This window comes from Erythrobacter sp. QSSC1-22B (assembly GCF_001678665.1).
Lineage (GTDB): Bacteria > Pseudomonadota > Alphaproteobacteria > Sphingomonadales > Sphingomonadaceae > Qipengyuania.
Genome location: NZ_LZRP01000001.1, coordinates 281,442 through 296,075 on the forward strand (window position 1 = coordinate 281,442; position 14,634 = coordinate 296,075).

14 protein-coding genes are annotated in these 14,634 nt (G+C 66.3%); 3 read left to right on the forward strand and 11 right to left on the reverse strand.

The annotated features are described in order from the left end of the window. Positions 1-17: 17 nt before the first annotated feature. The 4 genes from A9995_RS01295 to A9995_RS01310 form a co-directional block, all read right to left on the reverse strand. Complete coding sequence (locus A9995_RS01295) at positions 18-1,412, reverse strand: deoxyribodipyrimidine photo-lyase (RefSeq protein WP_067608051.1); 1,395 nt, start codon at positions 1,410-1,412, stop codon at positions 18-20. Next, entirely contained in the window at positions 1,409-2,332 is a 924-nt protein-coding gene (locus A9995_RS01300) for a metal-dependent hydrolase (protein WP_067608054.1), read from the reverse strand. The genes A9995_RS01295 and A9995_RS01300 overlap by 4 nt, the downstream gene beginning before the upstream one ends. A gap of 12 nt (positions 2,333-2,344) precedes the next feature. Further along, positions 2,345-3,379: a 2-oxoacid:ferredoxin oxidoreductase subunit beta gene (locus A9995_RS01305; protein WP_067608057.1), complete on the reverse strand. Its 1,035-nt coding sequence runs from the start codon at positions 3,377-3,379 to the stop codon at positions 2,345-2,347. 73 nt (positions 3,380-3,452) lie between these two features. Then, the gene (locus A9995_RS01310) at positions 3,453-5,447 is read right to left on the reverse strand and encodes a 2-oxoacid:acceptor oxidoreductase subunit alpha (RefSeq protein WP_067608060.1); all 1,995 of its coding nucleotides are present in this window, start codon (positions 5,445-5,447) and stop codon (positions 3,453-3,455) included. 177 nt (positions 5,448-5,624) lie between these two features. Here A9995_RS01310 and A9995_RS01315 point away from each other — a divergent pair, with 177 nt between their 5' ends. Together A9995_RS01315 and A9995_RS01320 are read left to right on the forward strand one after the other, a co-directional pair. Continuing rightward, positions 5,625-6,578, forward strand: a complete 954-nt coding sequence (locus A9995_RS01315) for an alpha/beta hydrolase (protein ID WP_067608064.1) — start codon at positions 5,625-5,627, stop codon at positions 6,576-6,578. Beyond that, a complete protein-coding gene (locus A9995_RS01320) occupies positions 6,575-7,060 on the forward strand; it encodes an RNA pyrophosphohydrolase (RefSeq protein ID WP_067608067.1) in 486 nt (161 codons plus the stop codon). The genes A9995_RS01315 and A9995_RS01320 overlap by 4 nt, the downstream gene beginning before the upstream one ends. Before the next feature lie 28 nt (positions 7,061-7,088). Here the strand turns inward: A9995_RS01320 and A9995_RS01325 are convergent, their stop codons facing one another. From A9995_RS01325 to A9995_RS01345, 5 genes are all read right to left on the reverse strand, one after another. Further along, positions 7,089-7,643, reverse strand: a complete 555-nt coding sequence (locus tag A9995_RS01325; protein ID WP_082992446.1) for a hypothetical protein — start codon at positions 7,641-7,643, stop codon at positions 7,089-7,091. 20 nt (positions 7,644-7,663) lie between these two features. Continuing rightward, complete coding sequence (locus A9995_RS01330) at positions 7,664-8,836, reverse strand: RsmB/NOP family class I SAM-dependent RNA methyltransferase (protein ID WP_067608069.1); 1,173 nt, start codon at positions 8,834-8,836, stop codon at positions 7,664-7,666. Between the two features lie 18 nt (positions 8,837-8,854). Continuing rightward, a complete protein-coding gene (guaB, locus tag A9995_RS01335; protein WP_067608073.1) occupies positions 8,855-10,318 on the reverse strand; it encodes an IMP dehydrogenase in 1,464 nt (487 codons plus the stop codon). Between the two features lie 61 nt (positions 10,319-10,379). Next, complete coding sequence (locus tag A9995_RS01340) at positions 10,380-10,730, reverse strand: hypothetical protein (protein WP_067608076.1); 351 nt, start codon at positions 10,728-10,730, stop codon at positions 10,380-10,382. Positions 10,731-10,735: 5 nt separating this feature from the next. After that, complete coding sequence (locus tag A9995_RS01345) at positions 10,736-11,491, reverse strand: 3-hydroxybutyrate dehydrogenase (RefSeq protein WP_067608078.1); 756 nt, start codon at positions 11,489-11,491, stop codon at positions 10,736-10,738. 89 nt (positions 11,492-11,580) lie between these two features. Here A9995_RS01345 and A9995_RS01350 point away from each other — a divergent pair, with 89 nt between their 5' ends. Then, positions 11,581-12,435 carry a neutral zinc metallopeptidase gene (locus A9995_RS01350; RefSeq protein WP_067608081.1) on the forward strand — a complete coding sequence of 285 codons (855 nt, stop codon included), beginning with the start codon at positions 11,581-11,583 and terminating at the stop codon, positions 12,433-12,435. A 57-nt stretch (positions 12,436-12,492) separates the two neighbouring features. Here the strand turns inward: A9995_RS01350 and A9995_RS01355 are convergent, their stop codons facing one another. After that, positions 12,493-14,118 (reverse strand): M56 family metallopeptidase, encoded by a 1,626-nt coding sequence (locus tag A9995_RS01355; RefSeq protein WP_067608084.1) that lies wholly within the window; start codon positions 14,116-14,118, stop codon positions 12,493-12,495. Beyond that, a complete protein-coding gene (locus A9995_RS01360; protein ID WP_067608087.1) occupies positions 14,115-14,498 on the reverse strand; it encodes a BlaI/MecI/CopY family transcriptional regulator in 384 nt (127 codons plus the stop codon). The genes A9995_RS01355 and A9995_RS01360 overlap by 4 nt, the downstream gene beginning before the upstream one ends. Between the last annotated feature and the right edge of the window lie 136 nt (positions 14,499-14,634).

Below are 14,634 nucleotides of genomic sequence, written 5' to 3' on the forward strand. Positions count from 1 at the left end.
GTGGCGCGACAGGCAAGCTACTCGCCCCGACTGTCCCGATATGCGTTGAGCGCCCGCTCGCGTGCGGCCTTGTGCTCGATGATCCGCGAAGGATACTTGCCGCGCTTCCCCTCGGGCGGATCGTGAATATCGGCGTCCGACAGATGCGCCAGTTCGGGGACGAATTCGCGGATGTAATCGGCCGCCGCAAATTTCGCGCTCTGCGTCAGCGGCGCCATGATCCGCACGAACATGTTGCTGTCGACCCCGGTACCCGAGATCCACTGCCAGTTGACGCCGTTGTTGCCGTAGTCGGCATCGACGAGGCAGTCCCAGTACCATTGCTCACCGTGCCGCCAGTCAATGAGCAGGTGCTTCACCAGGAAGCTCGCCGCGATCATACGAACGCGGTTGTGCATCCAGCCGGTCTGCCACAACTGGCGCATCCCGGCATCGACGATCGGGTAGCCGGTGCGGCCCTGCTGCCAGGCGCGCAGATCGTCCTCGATGAGATGGCCGCGGTTGGGATTGCGCCAGACCTCGCCATAGCCCTCGCGATAGCCTGTGCGCCCATAATCGGGGAACTGGTCGATCACGTTCTGCGCATAGTCGCGCCAGATCAGCTCCTTGGCGAAGGTCTGCCAGCCCTGCCCGCGCCGACCCTTGAGCGCATGCCAGACCTGCGCCGGGCTGATCTCACCCCAGTGAAGGTGCGGCGACAACCGGCTCGAACCATCGTTGGAGGGCAGGTTGCGCGCCTCGTCGTATTCCGCGACCCAATCGCTCCATTGCGTCAGCCGTTCGTGCGCGGCGCTCTCGCCGACCTGCCAGAAGTCGCGGATCCCGCCCGCCCAATCCGGGTCGGTTGGCAAGAGGTCCCAGTCGGCCGGCGCGTCGCCCTCGGGCCACTCATCGGGAGCGCTTATGATATCTGGCTCGCCCAGCGTGTCGCGCGGCGGCATCCGCTCGAGCATCGACTTCGAGAACGGCGTGTAGATCTTGTAGGGATCGCCCGACCCGGTGGTCACCGCGCCGGGCGGGAGCAGGTAATTGCCGTCGTAGAGCCTGAGCGCGGCGTCCTCGCCCAGCGCGTCGCGCAATTCATCCTCGGCTTCCTTCCACCACGGTTCGTAATGGCGGATCGCATGGACGCACCGCGCGCCGGTCTGCGCCGCGATGGCGGCGAGTATCTGCGGCGCATCGCCGCGGCGCAGCACGATCTGCGAGTGGCGCGAGGCCAGGCTGCGCGAAAGGCTGTCGAGCGAGTGATGCAGCCAGACCCGCGATGCCCCGCCATAGGCGTGATCGCCCGCGCGGTGGTCGTCGAGCACGAACACCGGTATCACCGGCCCGGCCTGCGCGGCGGCGTGCAGCGCGGGCTGGTCGGCGAGGCGCAGATCGCGCCGCAGCCAGACGATCTGCGGGGCGCTCATGGCGCGGTGCGAACCTGCGGGCAGGCCGCGGCGGGGATTTGCACCGAGAAACGGTCACCCGCCCTGGGATCGGAGAACCGCGCATCGCGCAGCCACAGCGTGCCATCCTCGCGCGGTTCGACGAAGGGCACGCGCGACCAGAACAGGAAGGCGTCGATGTCCCTGTTCTCGCGGCGGGCCTGCGTGAAATCGCAACCGTCGATCGGCACCCCGGCGAGCGTGCGCCGGTCGGTCATGTATAGCCCGTTGCCGCCCGAGATCATCTCGCGCGACAGCGAGAACAGCGGCGGCGGGCTGGCGATCACCACCTCGGTCCCGACCGGGCTGGCAACCAGTGCCGCCTCGGCGCGCGCGGTGATCCAGCCGTTGACCCCGATATAGAGCGCCGCCACGCTCAGCGCGATCCGCGCAGGGCGCCGCCATTCGCCGCCGCGCTTCTCACGCCGCAGCGAGAACCAGGTCGCAAACCCCATCAGCAGCCACAGCCAGATGTCGATGATGAACAGGACATCGCCATAATACCAGGTGCTCGAGAACGGTTCGAGCAGGCGGATCCCGTAGACGTTGAGCCAGTCGAGCGCCGGATGCGAGAGGCAGGCGATCAGGCTGAGCGCGTAGAGCCAGCCGAAATGCACCGGCAGGCGCGTATCGGGCCGCTTGCCCCGCCCCGCCTGCCAGCGGTCGTACCAGTAGAGTCCGCCCGCAAGCAGCAGCGGCGGCAGCACCAGCGCAATCGGGCCGTGGGTGATCCCGCGGCGGAAGCCGAGATGCTCGACCCCGTCGAGCCAGAAGAAGCACGCCGCGTCGATATCGGGGATATTCGCCCCGATGATCAGCGCCGGCATGGCGAGCCCGGTCTTGCGCTTGAGCCCCGCCTGCCCGATCAGCGCGCCGACGAGAGAATGAGTGAGGTTATCCATATGAAACCAAACTCAGACCTGTTCGTCCTCCGCTGCATCCACGGTCCAGGTCTGCCCTGTCGCGAGCAGTTTCGCCAGGTCGGGCTGCTTGCCTTCGCTCGCCTGCGCGCGTTCGGCGATCACCGCGTCCTCGAAGGTCGGGCGTGGGTGGTCGTAGAGCACGCCCAGCGCCATCGGGAAGGGGCCGAACGGCATCTCGACCAGCATATGCGCCAGCGAGCGATTGCGAACGTCGTGGACCACCACGCCCGCCGCCTGCCAGTCGCCATCGGTCACATCGACCACCGTGAGCGCCAGATTCACCGCGTCGAGCGCCAGTCCCTTGGTCCCGCCGGCGAACAGCATCGGCTCGCCGTCTTCCAGCCACAACTGCCGGGCTTCGGCACCCTTGGGCGCGGCGAAATCGTCGAACACGTCCTTATTGTAGACGATGCAGTTCTGGAAAATCTCGATGAAGGCGGCGCCCTTGTGGGCATGCGCCGCGATCAGCACTTCGGGCAGCTTTTTCGAGACGTCGAAGCCGCGCGCGACGAAGCGCGCGCCGCTGCCCAGCGCGAAGGCGGCGGGCTTGGCGGGATGGTCGTAGCTGCCCAGCGGGGTCGAGGGCGAACGCGTGCCCTCGCGGCTGGTGGGCGAGGCCTGGCCCTTGGTGAGGCCGTAGATCTCGTTGTTGAACAGCATGATCTGCATGTTCACATTGCGCCGCAGCACATGCATCATGTGGTTGCCGCCGATCGACAGCCCGTCGCCGTCGCCAGTCACCAGCCAGATATCGAGCTCCGGATTGGCGAGCTTGATCCCCGTCGCCACCGCCGGCGCGCGGCCATGGATGGTGTGGAAGCCATAGCTCTCGATGTAATAAGGAAAGCGGCTCGAACAGCCGATGCCCGACACGAAAACCGTGTTCTTGGGATCGCAGCCCAACTGCGGCAGCGTGCGCTGGACCGCTTTCAGGATCGCATAATCGCCGCAACCGGGACACCAGCGGACCTCCTGGTCGGTTTCCCAGTCCTTCATGGTGGTGGTGATGGGGGTCATGTCGTTCATGATGTGGGTTCTTCAATTGCGATTGGGTTCGGTCCGACGACCGCGTCATCCGGGCGAACAGGAGCCGAGCTGCTCACGCCAGAGATCCGGTATTCGGCAGCTGCTGGTCGTTGGCGGGGACTTCGCCGCCCTCGTTGCCCGGTATCCCGTCGAAATACTTCTCGATCGCCGCTTCGAGCTCGGCGATCTGGAACGGTTGGCCACTGGTCTTGGTCAGCGGACGGGCATCGATCAGATATTGATCGCGCAGCACGGTCTTGAACTGGCCGGTGTTCATCTCGGGCACCAGCACATGGTCGAACCCGCGCAGCAGCTCGCCGAGATTTTCGGGCAGCGGCCAGATATGGCGGACGTGGATATGCGCGACCTTGCGGCCCTTGGCGATACTGCGGCGCACCGCCTGTAGGATGGGCCCGTAGGTGGAGCCCCAGCCGACAACCGCGAGCGTCCCGCCGGGCTCGCCCAGCGCGATCTCTTGATCGGGGCGGTCGACACCCAGCACCTTGTCGCGGCGGGCATCGGTCATCGCCTGATGGTTGTCGGGCGAATAGTCGATGTGGCCGGTGCCCTGCGCCTTCTCGATCCCGCCGATGCGATGCATCAGCTCGGGCGTGCCGGGCCGGATCCACGGCCGCGCGCCCTTGGCATCGCGCGCATAGGGCTGGACTACGGACTGATGGGTATCGCCCTTGGACCCGGCACCTGCGGCATCCACCCCGCCCTGCCCCGCAAGCCCGAGGCTGTCCGCATCGGCGAAGGTCACCGGGAAGGGAGCGAAGGTCTCGGGATCGGGCACTTTCCACGGCTCGGCGGCATTGGCGATATAGCCATCGGTCAGCAACATCACCGGGGTCATGTATTGCACCGCGATGCGGCAGGCCTCGATCGCGCATTCGAAAGAATCCGACGGGCTGCGGGCGGCAATCACCGGCATCGGTGCATCGCCGTTGCGGCCATAGACCGCCTGATAGAGATCGCTCTGCTCGGTCTTGGTCGGCAGCCCGGTCGAGGGGCCGCCGCGCTGCGAATTGACGATCACCAGCGGCAGCTCGGTCATGATGGCGAGCCCCATCGCCTCGGTCTTGAGCGCGATGCCCGGACCCGATGAGCTGGTGACGCCGAGGCTGCCGGCATAGCTCGCGCCGATCGCGGCGCAGATCGCGGCGATCTCGTCTTCCGCCTGGAAGGTGGTGACGCCGAATTCCTTGAGCCGCGCGAGATGGTGGAGGATCGCGCTGGCAGGCGTGATCGGATAGCCGCCGAAGAACATCGGCAGCTTGGCCAGCTGCGCGCCCGCGACCAGCCCGAGCGAAACCGCCTCGGCGCCGGTCACCGTGCGATAGAGACCCGGCTCGCTGAGTACTGGCGGAATGTGCAATTGCTTGATCGGGCCCGACAGCTCGGCGGTCTCGCCATAGGCATGACCGGCATCGAGCGCGGCGATATTGGCGTCGGCGATATCGGGGTTGCGGCGGAATTTCTGCTTGAGCCACTCGTGGATCGGCGCGCGGTCGCGGTCGAACAGCCACAGCGCGAGGCCCAGCGTCCACATGTTCTTCGAACGCAGCGCGTCCTTGTTGCCCAGCCCGTAAGGCTTGACCGCCTCGATCGTCTTCTCGCTGATGTCGAAGGCGAGCAGGTCGAATTTCGCCAGGCTACCGTCTTCCAACGGATTGGAATCGTAGTGCGCCTTGTCGAGATTGCGTTTGGTGAAGGCGCCGGTGTCGGCGATCACCAGCCCGCCCGGCTTGAGCGCGGCAATATTCACCTTTAGCGCCGCCGGGTTCATCGCCACCAGCACATCGGGGGCATCGCCCGCGGTGTTGATCTCGCGGCTGCCGAAATTGATCTGGAAGGCCGAGACGCCGAACAGCGTGCCGGTGGGCGCGCGGATTTCGGCCGGGAAATCGGGGAAGGTCGCCAGATCATTGCCCGCCAGCGCGGTCGACAGGGTGAACTGTCCCCCGGTCAGCTGCATGCCGTCACCGCTGTCGCCGGCGAACCGGACCACAACGGCTTCGGGAGTGTCTGAAATGCCGTCCTGCGGCGCGGTGGCGGCAGTTGCCATCCGGAAATTCCTTATCGCGCGCCGCGCGTGTGCGGCGCTGGTGTCATTCGAGAGCCGGACCTAGGAGCCGCCCCCTGCTCTCGCAATCAAGTTTTTCTCCGTCGACGACAAAATCGCGGCTGGCAAAGCCTTAGCGAGCCGCTAAGCCTAGGGGAAAGAGAACAGGGAGAGTGGATTTTGGCCAAGAGCGAACATTACGTGCGCGACGATGTGCGCGGATTTCTCGGCATGCTCGAGCAGATGGGCGGCAAGGGCGTCGAGGAAGTCGGCGCGGTCGAGGGACGCGAGCAGATGCGCGCGATGAAATCGGTGGCGGAGGTCGACAACCGCGAACTCGCGATTCACCGCGACCTCACCTGCCCCGGACCCGACGGCGATATCCCGCTGCGGCTCTATGACACGAAAGAAACCCGCGACGCCGGGCCTTGCGTTGTCTTCATCCATGGCGGCGGCTTCGTGATCGGCGATATCGAGGTTTACGATTCGCTGTGCAGCGAGATCGCCTACCAGCTCGACCTGCCGGTGGTCTCGGTCGAATACCGGCTCGCGCCCGAGCACCCCTTCCCCGCCGCGCCGGACGATTGCGAGGCGGCAGCGCGCTGGATCGCCTCCTCGCCAGCCGAGCTGGGCCTGCGGGTCACCGGTCTGGTCATCAGCGGCGACAGCGCGGGCGGTAATCTCACCATCGTCACCACCAACCAGCTGGTCAACGAGCCCGCCGCGGTGCCGGTGCTGGTGCAGGCGCCGATCTACCCGGTCGCCAGCGACATCACCGATCACAGCAGTTTCGCGCTGTTCAACGAAGGCTTCCTGCTGACGGGCGCGGCGATGGCCTGGTTCACCCAGCAATATGGCGGCGATGCGAAAGACCCGCGGCACACCCCGATGGTCGGCGATTGCGCCAACACGCCGCCAACGGTGATCTGCACCGCTGGGCTCGATCCCTTGCGCGATTCGGGTCGCGAATACGCCGCGCATCTGATCCAGCAGGGCACCGAGGTGAGCTATTTCGAATTTCCCGGGGTGATCCACGGCTTCGTCACGCTGCGCAAGGCGATCCCCAGCGGTCAGGCCGATCTTGAGGCCTTCCTCGGTGCGATCAAGGTCAAGCTGGCGCGGATTACCCGATGACTAGCGAACCTCGGGAGCTGGGTTACCGCCCCTGCGTCGGGGTGATGCTGGTCGACGCCCGGGGCCGTGTCTTCGTCGGGCGGCGGATCGACAACAAGGAAGGCGACTGGTGGCAGATGCCGCAGGGCGGCGTCGACGAGGGCGAGGACCTCGAGGACGCAGCGCTGCGCGAGCTGGGCGAGGAAACCGGTGCCCGGCCCGAGCACATCACCCTTCTCAAGCGGATGGACGAAGCGATGCGCTACGATCTGCCCGAGGAGCTGATCGGCAAGCTGTGGGGCGGCAAATACCGCGGACAGGAGCAGGTCTGGTATCTCGCGCGCTTCACCGGGACCGACGAGGATATCGACCTCGAGGCGCATGATCCGCCCGAATTCTGCGACTGGAAATGGGTCGATCCCGAGCAGCTTCCCGAGCTGATCGTGCCGTTCAAGAAGCGCGTCTACTGCACCGTGCTGGAAGCCTTTCGCGAGCTCGTTTGAACGCGGCCAGCATGCCGGGCAGTCGAGCTCAGTTGGACTGAACCACCTCGGTATCGGGCAGCACGGCTTCGGCGGTCAGCACGCGTTCTTTGGGGCCTTGGGCGATCGATTGCGCCAGCAGCTGCGTTTCGGGACAGGCTTCGCCGCACAGCGATTCTAGCTTGGCGAGGTTGAGGCGCGCCTTCTCGACCGCGCCCTTTTCGACCAGTGCTGCACCCTCGCCCGAAATCGCCGCGAAATTGCCCGGATCGCGCGTCAACGCTTCGCGGTAATAACGGATCGCCTTGCCCTGCAGATCGTCGCTGCGTGCGGCGCGGGCGAGTTCGAGGAAAATCGGGGTGTAGCCGGGATCCACCGCCAGCGCGGCTTCGAAGGAATCGATCGCAACTTGCGTCTCGCCGGCGTCCATGGCGGCGCGGCCCTCGGCGATCAGCATTGCTGCGCGTGGGGCCGGATCGCGGTCGGCGCCAAAGCTCGCACTCGCGGTCATCACGAGGGCCAGCGAAAGGGCAGCGGCGGCGGGGGCAAAGCGCATGATAGTCTCCAGGGTGCCGATATGGCGGGAATGAGCTTGGTCAGCCATCATACCCCTGATTATCATGCCTAAGCTGCACAGGCGATGAAAAATCCGTCGGTGCCGTCGTTCAACGGGGTCAGTCGCGTCCCCTTCCCCCGCTCGCGGCCGAGCGGGAGAGCCAGCGGCTGCGCCGCAAGTTGCGGATGGCGCGCAAGCAATGCGTCGACCTGCTCCGCGCCCTCGGCATCGAACAGCGAGCAGGTAACATAGACCAGCCGCCCGCCGGGCTTCAGCAGCCCGACCGCCAGATCGACGATATGCGCCTGCAAGTGCACCAGCCGCGCCAGTTCGTCTTCGTCGAGCCGCCAGCGCGCCTCGGGGTTGCGGCGCCAGGTCCCGGTCCCCGAGCAGGGCGCATCGACCAGCACCGCATCGGCCTGTCCGGCAAGATCGCCCAGCGCCTCCATCTCGCGGCCCGGATCGAGGAGGCGGGTCTCGATCAGGCTGGCCCCGGCACGATTCGCACGCGGAGCAAGCCGCGAGAGGCGGTTGCGGTCGGTGTCGGCGGCGATCAATCGGCCCTGATTGTCCATCGCGGCGGCCAGCGCGAGCGTCTTGCCACCACCCCCGGCGCACAAATCTATCACCGTTTCGCCCGGCTGCGCGCCGAGCGCGAGACAGGCGAGCTGCGAGCCGGTGTCCTGCACCTCGATCAACCCGTCGGCCCATTGCGGCCATTGCTCGACCGCGGTCCCCGTCGCGACCCGCAACCCGTGCGGCGCGGCGGTGGGCTCGACGGGTTCGGGCAATTCGAGCGTGGCACGCTCGGCCTTGAGCGTGTTGACCCTGATGTCGAGCGGCGCGCGGCCAAGCAGCGCTTCGGCTTCCTCGCCTTCGACGCCGGAGCGCGCGAGCCGCTCGACAACCCAGTCGGGCGCGACCCCGCCGGCTGCGGGCTTTTCACCCGCGCCGATGGCGGGCGGGCCGTAGTTGGAGCCGTCAAATAGTGGCGCGATGGCGGGGTCGGTCTCGGCCAGCCGCAGCAGCGCGGAGCGGCCATTTGCCGGTACCGGCCCGCAGGCGCGGATGGTGCGATAGACCAGCTCGCGAATCGCGCGGCGGTCCTTGGATCCGGCAAAGCGGTTGGAGCGGAACCAGTCGGCGAGGATACGGTCGGCGGGCGCACCCTTGCCCCGCGCAGCAGCGATGATCGCGTCGAGCAGTTCGATCGCGGTCTGGACGCGGGCGGCAGGTGTCATCGCGCTGGCCGGTGGGGGTCAGCGGGCCGGATAGTTCGGCGCCTCGCGGGTGATCGCGACGTCGTGGACGTGGCTCTCGGTCAGCCCGGCACCGGTGATGCGGACGAATTGCGCCTTGTTGCGCAATTCCTCGATGGTCGAGGCGCCGGTGTAACCCATCGCCGCCTTGATCCCGCCGACCAGCTGGTGGACCACTGCGCTCGCCGGACCCTTGTAGGGCACCTGCCCCTCGATTCCCTCGGGAACCAGCTTCTGCGCGGACACATCCTGCTGGAAATAGCGGTCGGCGCTGCCGCGGGCCATTGCGCTCACGCTGCCCATGCCGCGGTAGCTTTTGTAGCTGCGACCCTGGTAGATGAAGGTGTCGCCCGGCGCTTCCTCGGTCCCGGCAAGCATCGAACCGATCATCACACAGGACGCGCCCGCGGCGAGCGCCTTGGCGGCATCGCCGCTCGTCCGAAGGCCACCGTCGCCGATCACGGGAACGCCGTGCTTCTCGCCCTCGGCGGCGCAATCCATAATCGCGGTCAATTGCGGCACGCCGACGCCGGCAACCACGCGGGTGGTGCAGATCGAACCCGGGCCGATCCCGACCTTGACCGCGTCCGCACCCGCATCCGCGAGCGCTCTGGTCGCCTCGGCGGTGGCGACATTGCCCGCGATCACCTGGACCGAATTGGACAGTTTCTTGACCCGTTCGACCGCCCGCGCGACTTCCTTGTTGTGGCCATGCGCGGTGTCGATCACCACCACATCGACCTCGGCATCGATCAGCGCTTCGGTGCGCTCGAAACCGGCATCGCCCACCGTGGTCGCGGCAGCGACGCGCAACCGGCCGGTCTCGTCCTTGGTGGCATTGGGATAGGCGACGGCCTTCTCGATATCCTTGACCGTGATCAGCCCGACACAGTGGCCGTGATCGTCGACCACCAGCAGCTTCTCGATCCGGCGCTGGTGAAGCAGGCGGCGCGCGTCTTCCTGCCCGGTGCCCAGCGGCACGGTGGCGAGATTGTCGGTGGTCATCAGCTCGCGCACCGGCTGGAGCGGGTTTTCGGCGAAGCGGACATCGCGATTGGTGACGATGCCGACGAGCTTGCCGCTGCGATCGGTCACGGGGATGCCGCTGATGCGGTTGGCCGCCATCAGCTCCTGCGCCTCGCCCAGCGTCGCATCGGGGTGGATGGTAATCGGGTTGACCACCATGCCGCTCTCGTAGCGCTTGACCGCGCGCACCGCGGCGACCTGTTCGGGGACCAGCAGATTGCGGTGCAGCACGCCGATCCCGCCCATTTGCGCCATGGCGATCGCCATGTCGGCCTCGGTCACCGTGTCCATCGCGCTGGAGATGACCGGAATGTTGAGCGAAATTGCGCGCGTCAGCCTGGTGGCGGTGTTCGCCATCGAGGGGAGGATATCGCTCTCGGCCGGACGCAGCAGCACGTCGTCAAAGGTCAGGCCGAGGGGGATGTCGAAATGTGCCACGGTGAGAATCGCCTGCGGGAGGGAAGGTGGCGGCCCATGTAACGACGGATTGCCGGGGGCGCTAGGGGGCGACGACAGTCGCCATCTCGTGATCCGTTTGACGACGGTGATGGTACAGGCGGCCAATCGCGATCAACGCACCCAACGGAAAGAGACAGCGGACCATGGCGGGCTGCCAGCTTCCGTCCACAGCGACATAGGATGCTGACGGTAGGGCAACTCCAAAAAACCAGTAGAGCTGGTCGGGTGCCGGCCAGACCATCGCTGCCCCGCCCGTCCCGACAAGGGCAAGCAGCGCCCAGACGAACTTCCAGCGCAGTCCCCGTTCGCGGACCACGATGACGAAAACCGTCAAGCTCAGTGCCAGGCTTGCAGCGGCCGAGAGCAGCATTGCGAGTTGCGCGAGCTTCATCGAAACTATTCCGCGGTCCAGCCACCGTCCATGCTCCAGTTCGCGCCGGTCACGTTCTGCGCCTCGTCGCGGCACAGGAACACCGCCAGCGCTCCAACCTCGGCGGGCTGGACGAACTTCTTGGTTGCCTGCTTGACCAGCAGGACATCGTTGATGACCTCGTCGCGGGTCAGGCCGCGCGCCGCCATCGTGTCGGGGATCTGGTTCTCGACCAGCGGGGTCCAGACATAGCCGGGGCTGATGCAATTGGCGGTGACGCCGTGTTCGGCGAGTTCCAGCGCGACCGTCTTGGTCAGCCCGTCGAGGCCATGCTTGGCGGCGTTGTACGCGCTCTTGAACGGCGAGGCGACCTTGGAATGGGCGCTGGCGGTGTTGATGATCCGCCCCCAGCCATTCGCCTTCATCGCAGGCACCGCGAGCCGGGTGGTGTGGAACGCCGCCCCGAGGTTGAGCGCGATGATCGTCTCCCATTTGGTGACCGGGAAATCCTCGATCGGGGCGACATGCTGCATCCCGGCGTTGTTGACGAGGATGTCGATCGGGCCCGCCTCGGCCATCATCGCCTCGATCTGCGCGACATCGGTGAGATCGGCGGCCGAGTGGCTGGCGCCCAGTTCCTCGCACAGCGTGGCGATTTCGGCTTCGTCGCCAAAGCCGTTGAGGACGATTGCGGCCCCCTCGGCGTGCAACGCGCGGGCAATGGCAAGCCCGATGCCCGAGGTCGATCCAGTGACGAGCGCGCGCTTATTTTCGAGAAACAAATCGACCTCCAGGCGTTAATCGGTGTTTCACGCCGCATCGCGCAAGCCAGGCGCGCTGTCCAGCGGCGAACTTTGGGGGAAATTACGACATGCGGCTCAATCCGTTCAACACCGGCAATATCAACGTGCGATCGAGCGGCGGTGCCGGGATGCCCGGAGGCAAGGCGGGCGGTCTGGGTTGCGGAACCATCATCCTCGCCGCGATCGGCTATTTCGTGTTCGGGCTCGATCCGATGCAGACCGCCGCCACGGTCGAGAGCGTTCAGCAGGGTTCACAGCAGGCGGGCCCCGCGAACACCGACGAGCAGGCGGTATGCACCGCCAGCGAATACGCGACCGAGGCTTGCAACGCGCTCGATTCGCTCAACAGCACATGGGGGCGCACCTTTCAGGAGCAGGGCTTCACCGACAGTTTCCGGCAGCCCACCCTCGATCTCTACAGCGCCGGCGTGAGCACCGCCTGCGGCAGCGGCAGCGCGGCGATGGGCCCGTTCTATTGCCCCGCAGATGAGACGATTTATATCGACACCAGCTTCTACGACGAGCTCGCGCGGATGGCGGGCAACAGCGGCGATTTCGCCCGCTACTATGTTCTGGCGCATGAATACGGCCACCATATCCAGACGCTGACTGGCGTATCGGGCCAGATCCGCAGCGCGCAGCAGCAGTCCCCGGGCGATTCCAATGCGTTGCAGGTGCTGATGGAACTACAGGCGGACTGCTATGCTGGCGTGTGGGCAGGAAAGAATCGCAACCTTATCGAACCGGGCGATATCGAGGAAGGCATGGAAGCGGCCGCGGCAATCGGCGACGACCGGCTTACCGGCGGCCGGGTGAGCGAGGAAAACTTCACCCACGGCACCAGCCAGCAGCGCAGTCAGGCGCTTCGCCTTGGACTGCGCGGCGACGACCGCGCTTGCGATGCGATCACCCAGATCGGCTGACGATCCAAGCGAAAAGCAACCCGTCGCGAGCGCTCTGCTCGCGGCGGAGCCGGGCGATCAGTCACTGAGGTCGGCAATTTCCTCGTCGATCGACCGCAGCGCTTCTGTGCGGGTTTCGGGCGTAAGATTGCGCCCGGTCGCAAGTGCCGATCGTGCCGTACGCAGCGCTCCCAGTGCAAGCTTTTCGGCGTTGGCTTCGCACACATACATCGTGGTGCCCCCATCCGCGTTTTGCTGTGTGGTCACGTAATTGGTCGAGTCCTTGCATGCCATCACGATGCGTGGCGCCTCAGCCCGCGCCTGCGCGGCGGCGGCATTCGCTTCGGCGACGGCGATGCTGATGTCACGGCGCATCTGACCATTCTCAGCCAGATCGCGGCGCAATTGCTCCATCTCCCTGCGAAGCTCGCCATCCTCGGCAGGCTGCGCGCGGGTTTCCCTGAGGTGCTGCCTTGCGGCCTTGCGCTCGGCCGGGGTCAGCTCGCTCCAGTTCTTGCCGTTCCAGCTGATCCGCTGGTTGACGACGCTCTGGCCATCCGTGGTTTCGATGCTGCGTTCGATCTCGAGCATTTCCGTCTCGGCAGTCTCCAAACCCCGTTCTGCTTCTCTGAAACCTTGTTCGATCGCGGTGAATTCCTGTTCGACCCCGACATCGGGGATCGGCGGCGCAGCGGGCGCTTCCGGAGCGGCTGGCGTGCCCCGTGCAGCGGGCGGCTCGGATGGAGCCGTAACTTGCGAGTAGGAAACGGTCGCCGTCAGCGGCAGCGCCAGCAGCGCGGCAGCAATACCAGCGCGACCGGCAAAGCGGCGGCGGGGAGAAATATCGGCCATGGTCAGGCTCCTCAAACGTTGGATGATCGATTTGTCGCCCAGTACCGGACAGGCCATCGGCGCTGCCAGCGCCAGCCGCGGCACGGCGCCTGCAGTGGCAGCGAACCCGGCGATGATATCGGCGTAGGCGGCGCGTTCCTCGCGGCTCCGCGCGGCGACCACGCGGGCATCGCAGGCGGCCTCCTGATCACGCCGCAGCGCGGTCCAGCCCACCCAGCCCAATGGATTGAACCAATGCAGCGCAAACAGCGGCTGGACCAGCACATTGGCGAGCAAATCGTGCCCGCGATGATGCGCGAGTTCGTGCGCGATGGCGAGATCGCGGCGGCAGCGATCGCGTTGCGCCATGAAGCCCACCGGCAGCGCCACCACCTTGTCGAACACCCCGAAAGCCACCGGGCCGCGCGTTGCCGCGGTCTCGATCAGCCGCACCCGGCCTACCTCGCCCACCGGCTTCGCTCGCTCGAGCAATTCGCGGCGCATGGCGAAATACAGCGTGAACCGCCGCACCAGGAATATCATGGCGCCTGCCAGCCACAGGACGAGCACGGGCATGAGCCAGTCGATGGGCGCGGGCAGCGCCGCCAACGGCGCCGCCGCCTCGCTGGCGAGCGTCGTAAGCGCCGGAGCTGCATCGGCCCCGGCCATGTCGGAGAGCACCGGTGCCGCTTCTGTCCGGCTCAGCCAGCCAGGAAGGGTGATCGGCGGCATAACCAGTCGAAGCAACGGCAGCGCCCACAGCGCATAGGCTGCAGAAGCCCCGAAATGGCGCGCCACCGGCCGACGCAGCATCAACACCAGCGCGATCAGCGCCCCGGTCCACAGCAGCGAATCGAGCAGATACTGGGTCATCGCCGCAGCTCCTTCAGCAGGGATTCCATCTCGGCGAGATCATCCTCGGTGAGCGCCTCGCTCTGCGCCAACTGCGCGAACAGCGACGAGGGACGCCCGCCGAACAAGCGGTCGACCAGCCGCTGCGATTCGCCGCCGACATAGGCCGAACGCGCGATCAGCGGACGGTAGAGAAAACGGCGGCCATCGGGCTCGGTCGCCACCGCGCCCTTGGCGACCAACCGCGAGAGCAGCGTCTTGACCGTGGCGATCGTCCAGTCGCGGTTCGTGCAGATGGCATCGCAGACATCGGCGGCGGAGCGCGGGCTCTGGCCCCATAACACCTCCATCACCGCGTGTTCGGCATCGGATATGCGCTCTCCGGCAGGGTCGCTCGGCATGATCTAATCTCTCATTACGGCTTCTCGACTACATCTGTAGATGATTCGACTACACGTGTAAACACGCTTTGCAAAAGCGCCAATCCAGCCCGGCTTCGGCCAAACAAAAAAGGCCGGAGCGTTTCCGCCCCGGCCT

What these genes read in the sequence shown, in the direction of transcription:
- A9995_RS01295 (WP_067608051.1), bottom strand. Translation starts at nt 1,412, where the DNA reads ATGAGCGCCCCGCAGATCGTCTGGCTGCGGCGCGATCTGCGCCTCGCC.
- A9995_RS01300 (WP_067608054.1), bottom strand. Translation starts at nt 2,332, where the DNA reads ATGGATAACCTCACTCATTCTCTCGTCGGCGCGCTGATCGGGCAGGCG.
- A9995_RS01305 (WP_067608057.1), bottom strand. Translation starts at nt 3,379, where the DNA reads ATGAACGACATGACCCCCATCACCACCACCATGAAGGACTGGGAAACC.
- A9995_RS01310 (WP_067608060.1), bottom strand. Translation starts at nt 5,447, where the DNA reads ATGGCAACTGCCGCCACCGCGCCGCAGGACGGCATTTCAGACACTCCC.
- A9995_RS01320 (WP_067608067.1), top strand. Translation starts at nt 6,575, where the DNA reads ATGACTAGCGAACCTCGGGAGCTGGGTTACCGCCCCTGCGTCGGGGTG.
- A9995_RS01325 (WP_082992446.1), bottom strand. Translation starts at nt 7,643, where the DNA reads ATGGCTGACCAAGCTCATTCCCGCCATATCGGCACCCTGGAGACTATC.
- A9995_RS01330 (WP_067608069.1), bottom strand. Translation starts at nt 8,836, where the DNA reads ATGACACCTGCCGCCCGCGTCCAGACCGCGATCGAACTGCTCGACGCG.
- A9995_RS01340 (WP_067608076.1), bottom strand. Translation starts at nt 10,730, where the DNA reads ATGAAGCTCGCGCAACTCGCAATGCTGCTCTCGGCCGCTGCAAGCCTG.
- A9995_RS01350 (WP_067608081.1), top strand. Translation starts at nt 11,581, where the DNA reads ATGCGGCTCAATCCGTTCAACACCGGCAATATCAACGTGCGATCGAGC.
- A9995_RS01355 (WP_067608084.1), bottom strand. Translation starts at nt 14,118, where the DNA reads ATGACCCAGTATCTGCTCGATTCGCTGCTGTGGACCGGGGCGCTGATC.
- A9995_RS01360 (WP_067608087.1), bottom strand. Translation starts at nt 14,498, where the DNA reads ATGCCGAGCGACCCTGCCGGAGAGCGCATATCCGATGCCGAACACGCG.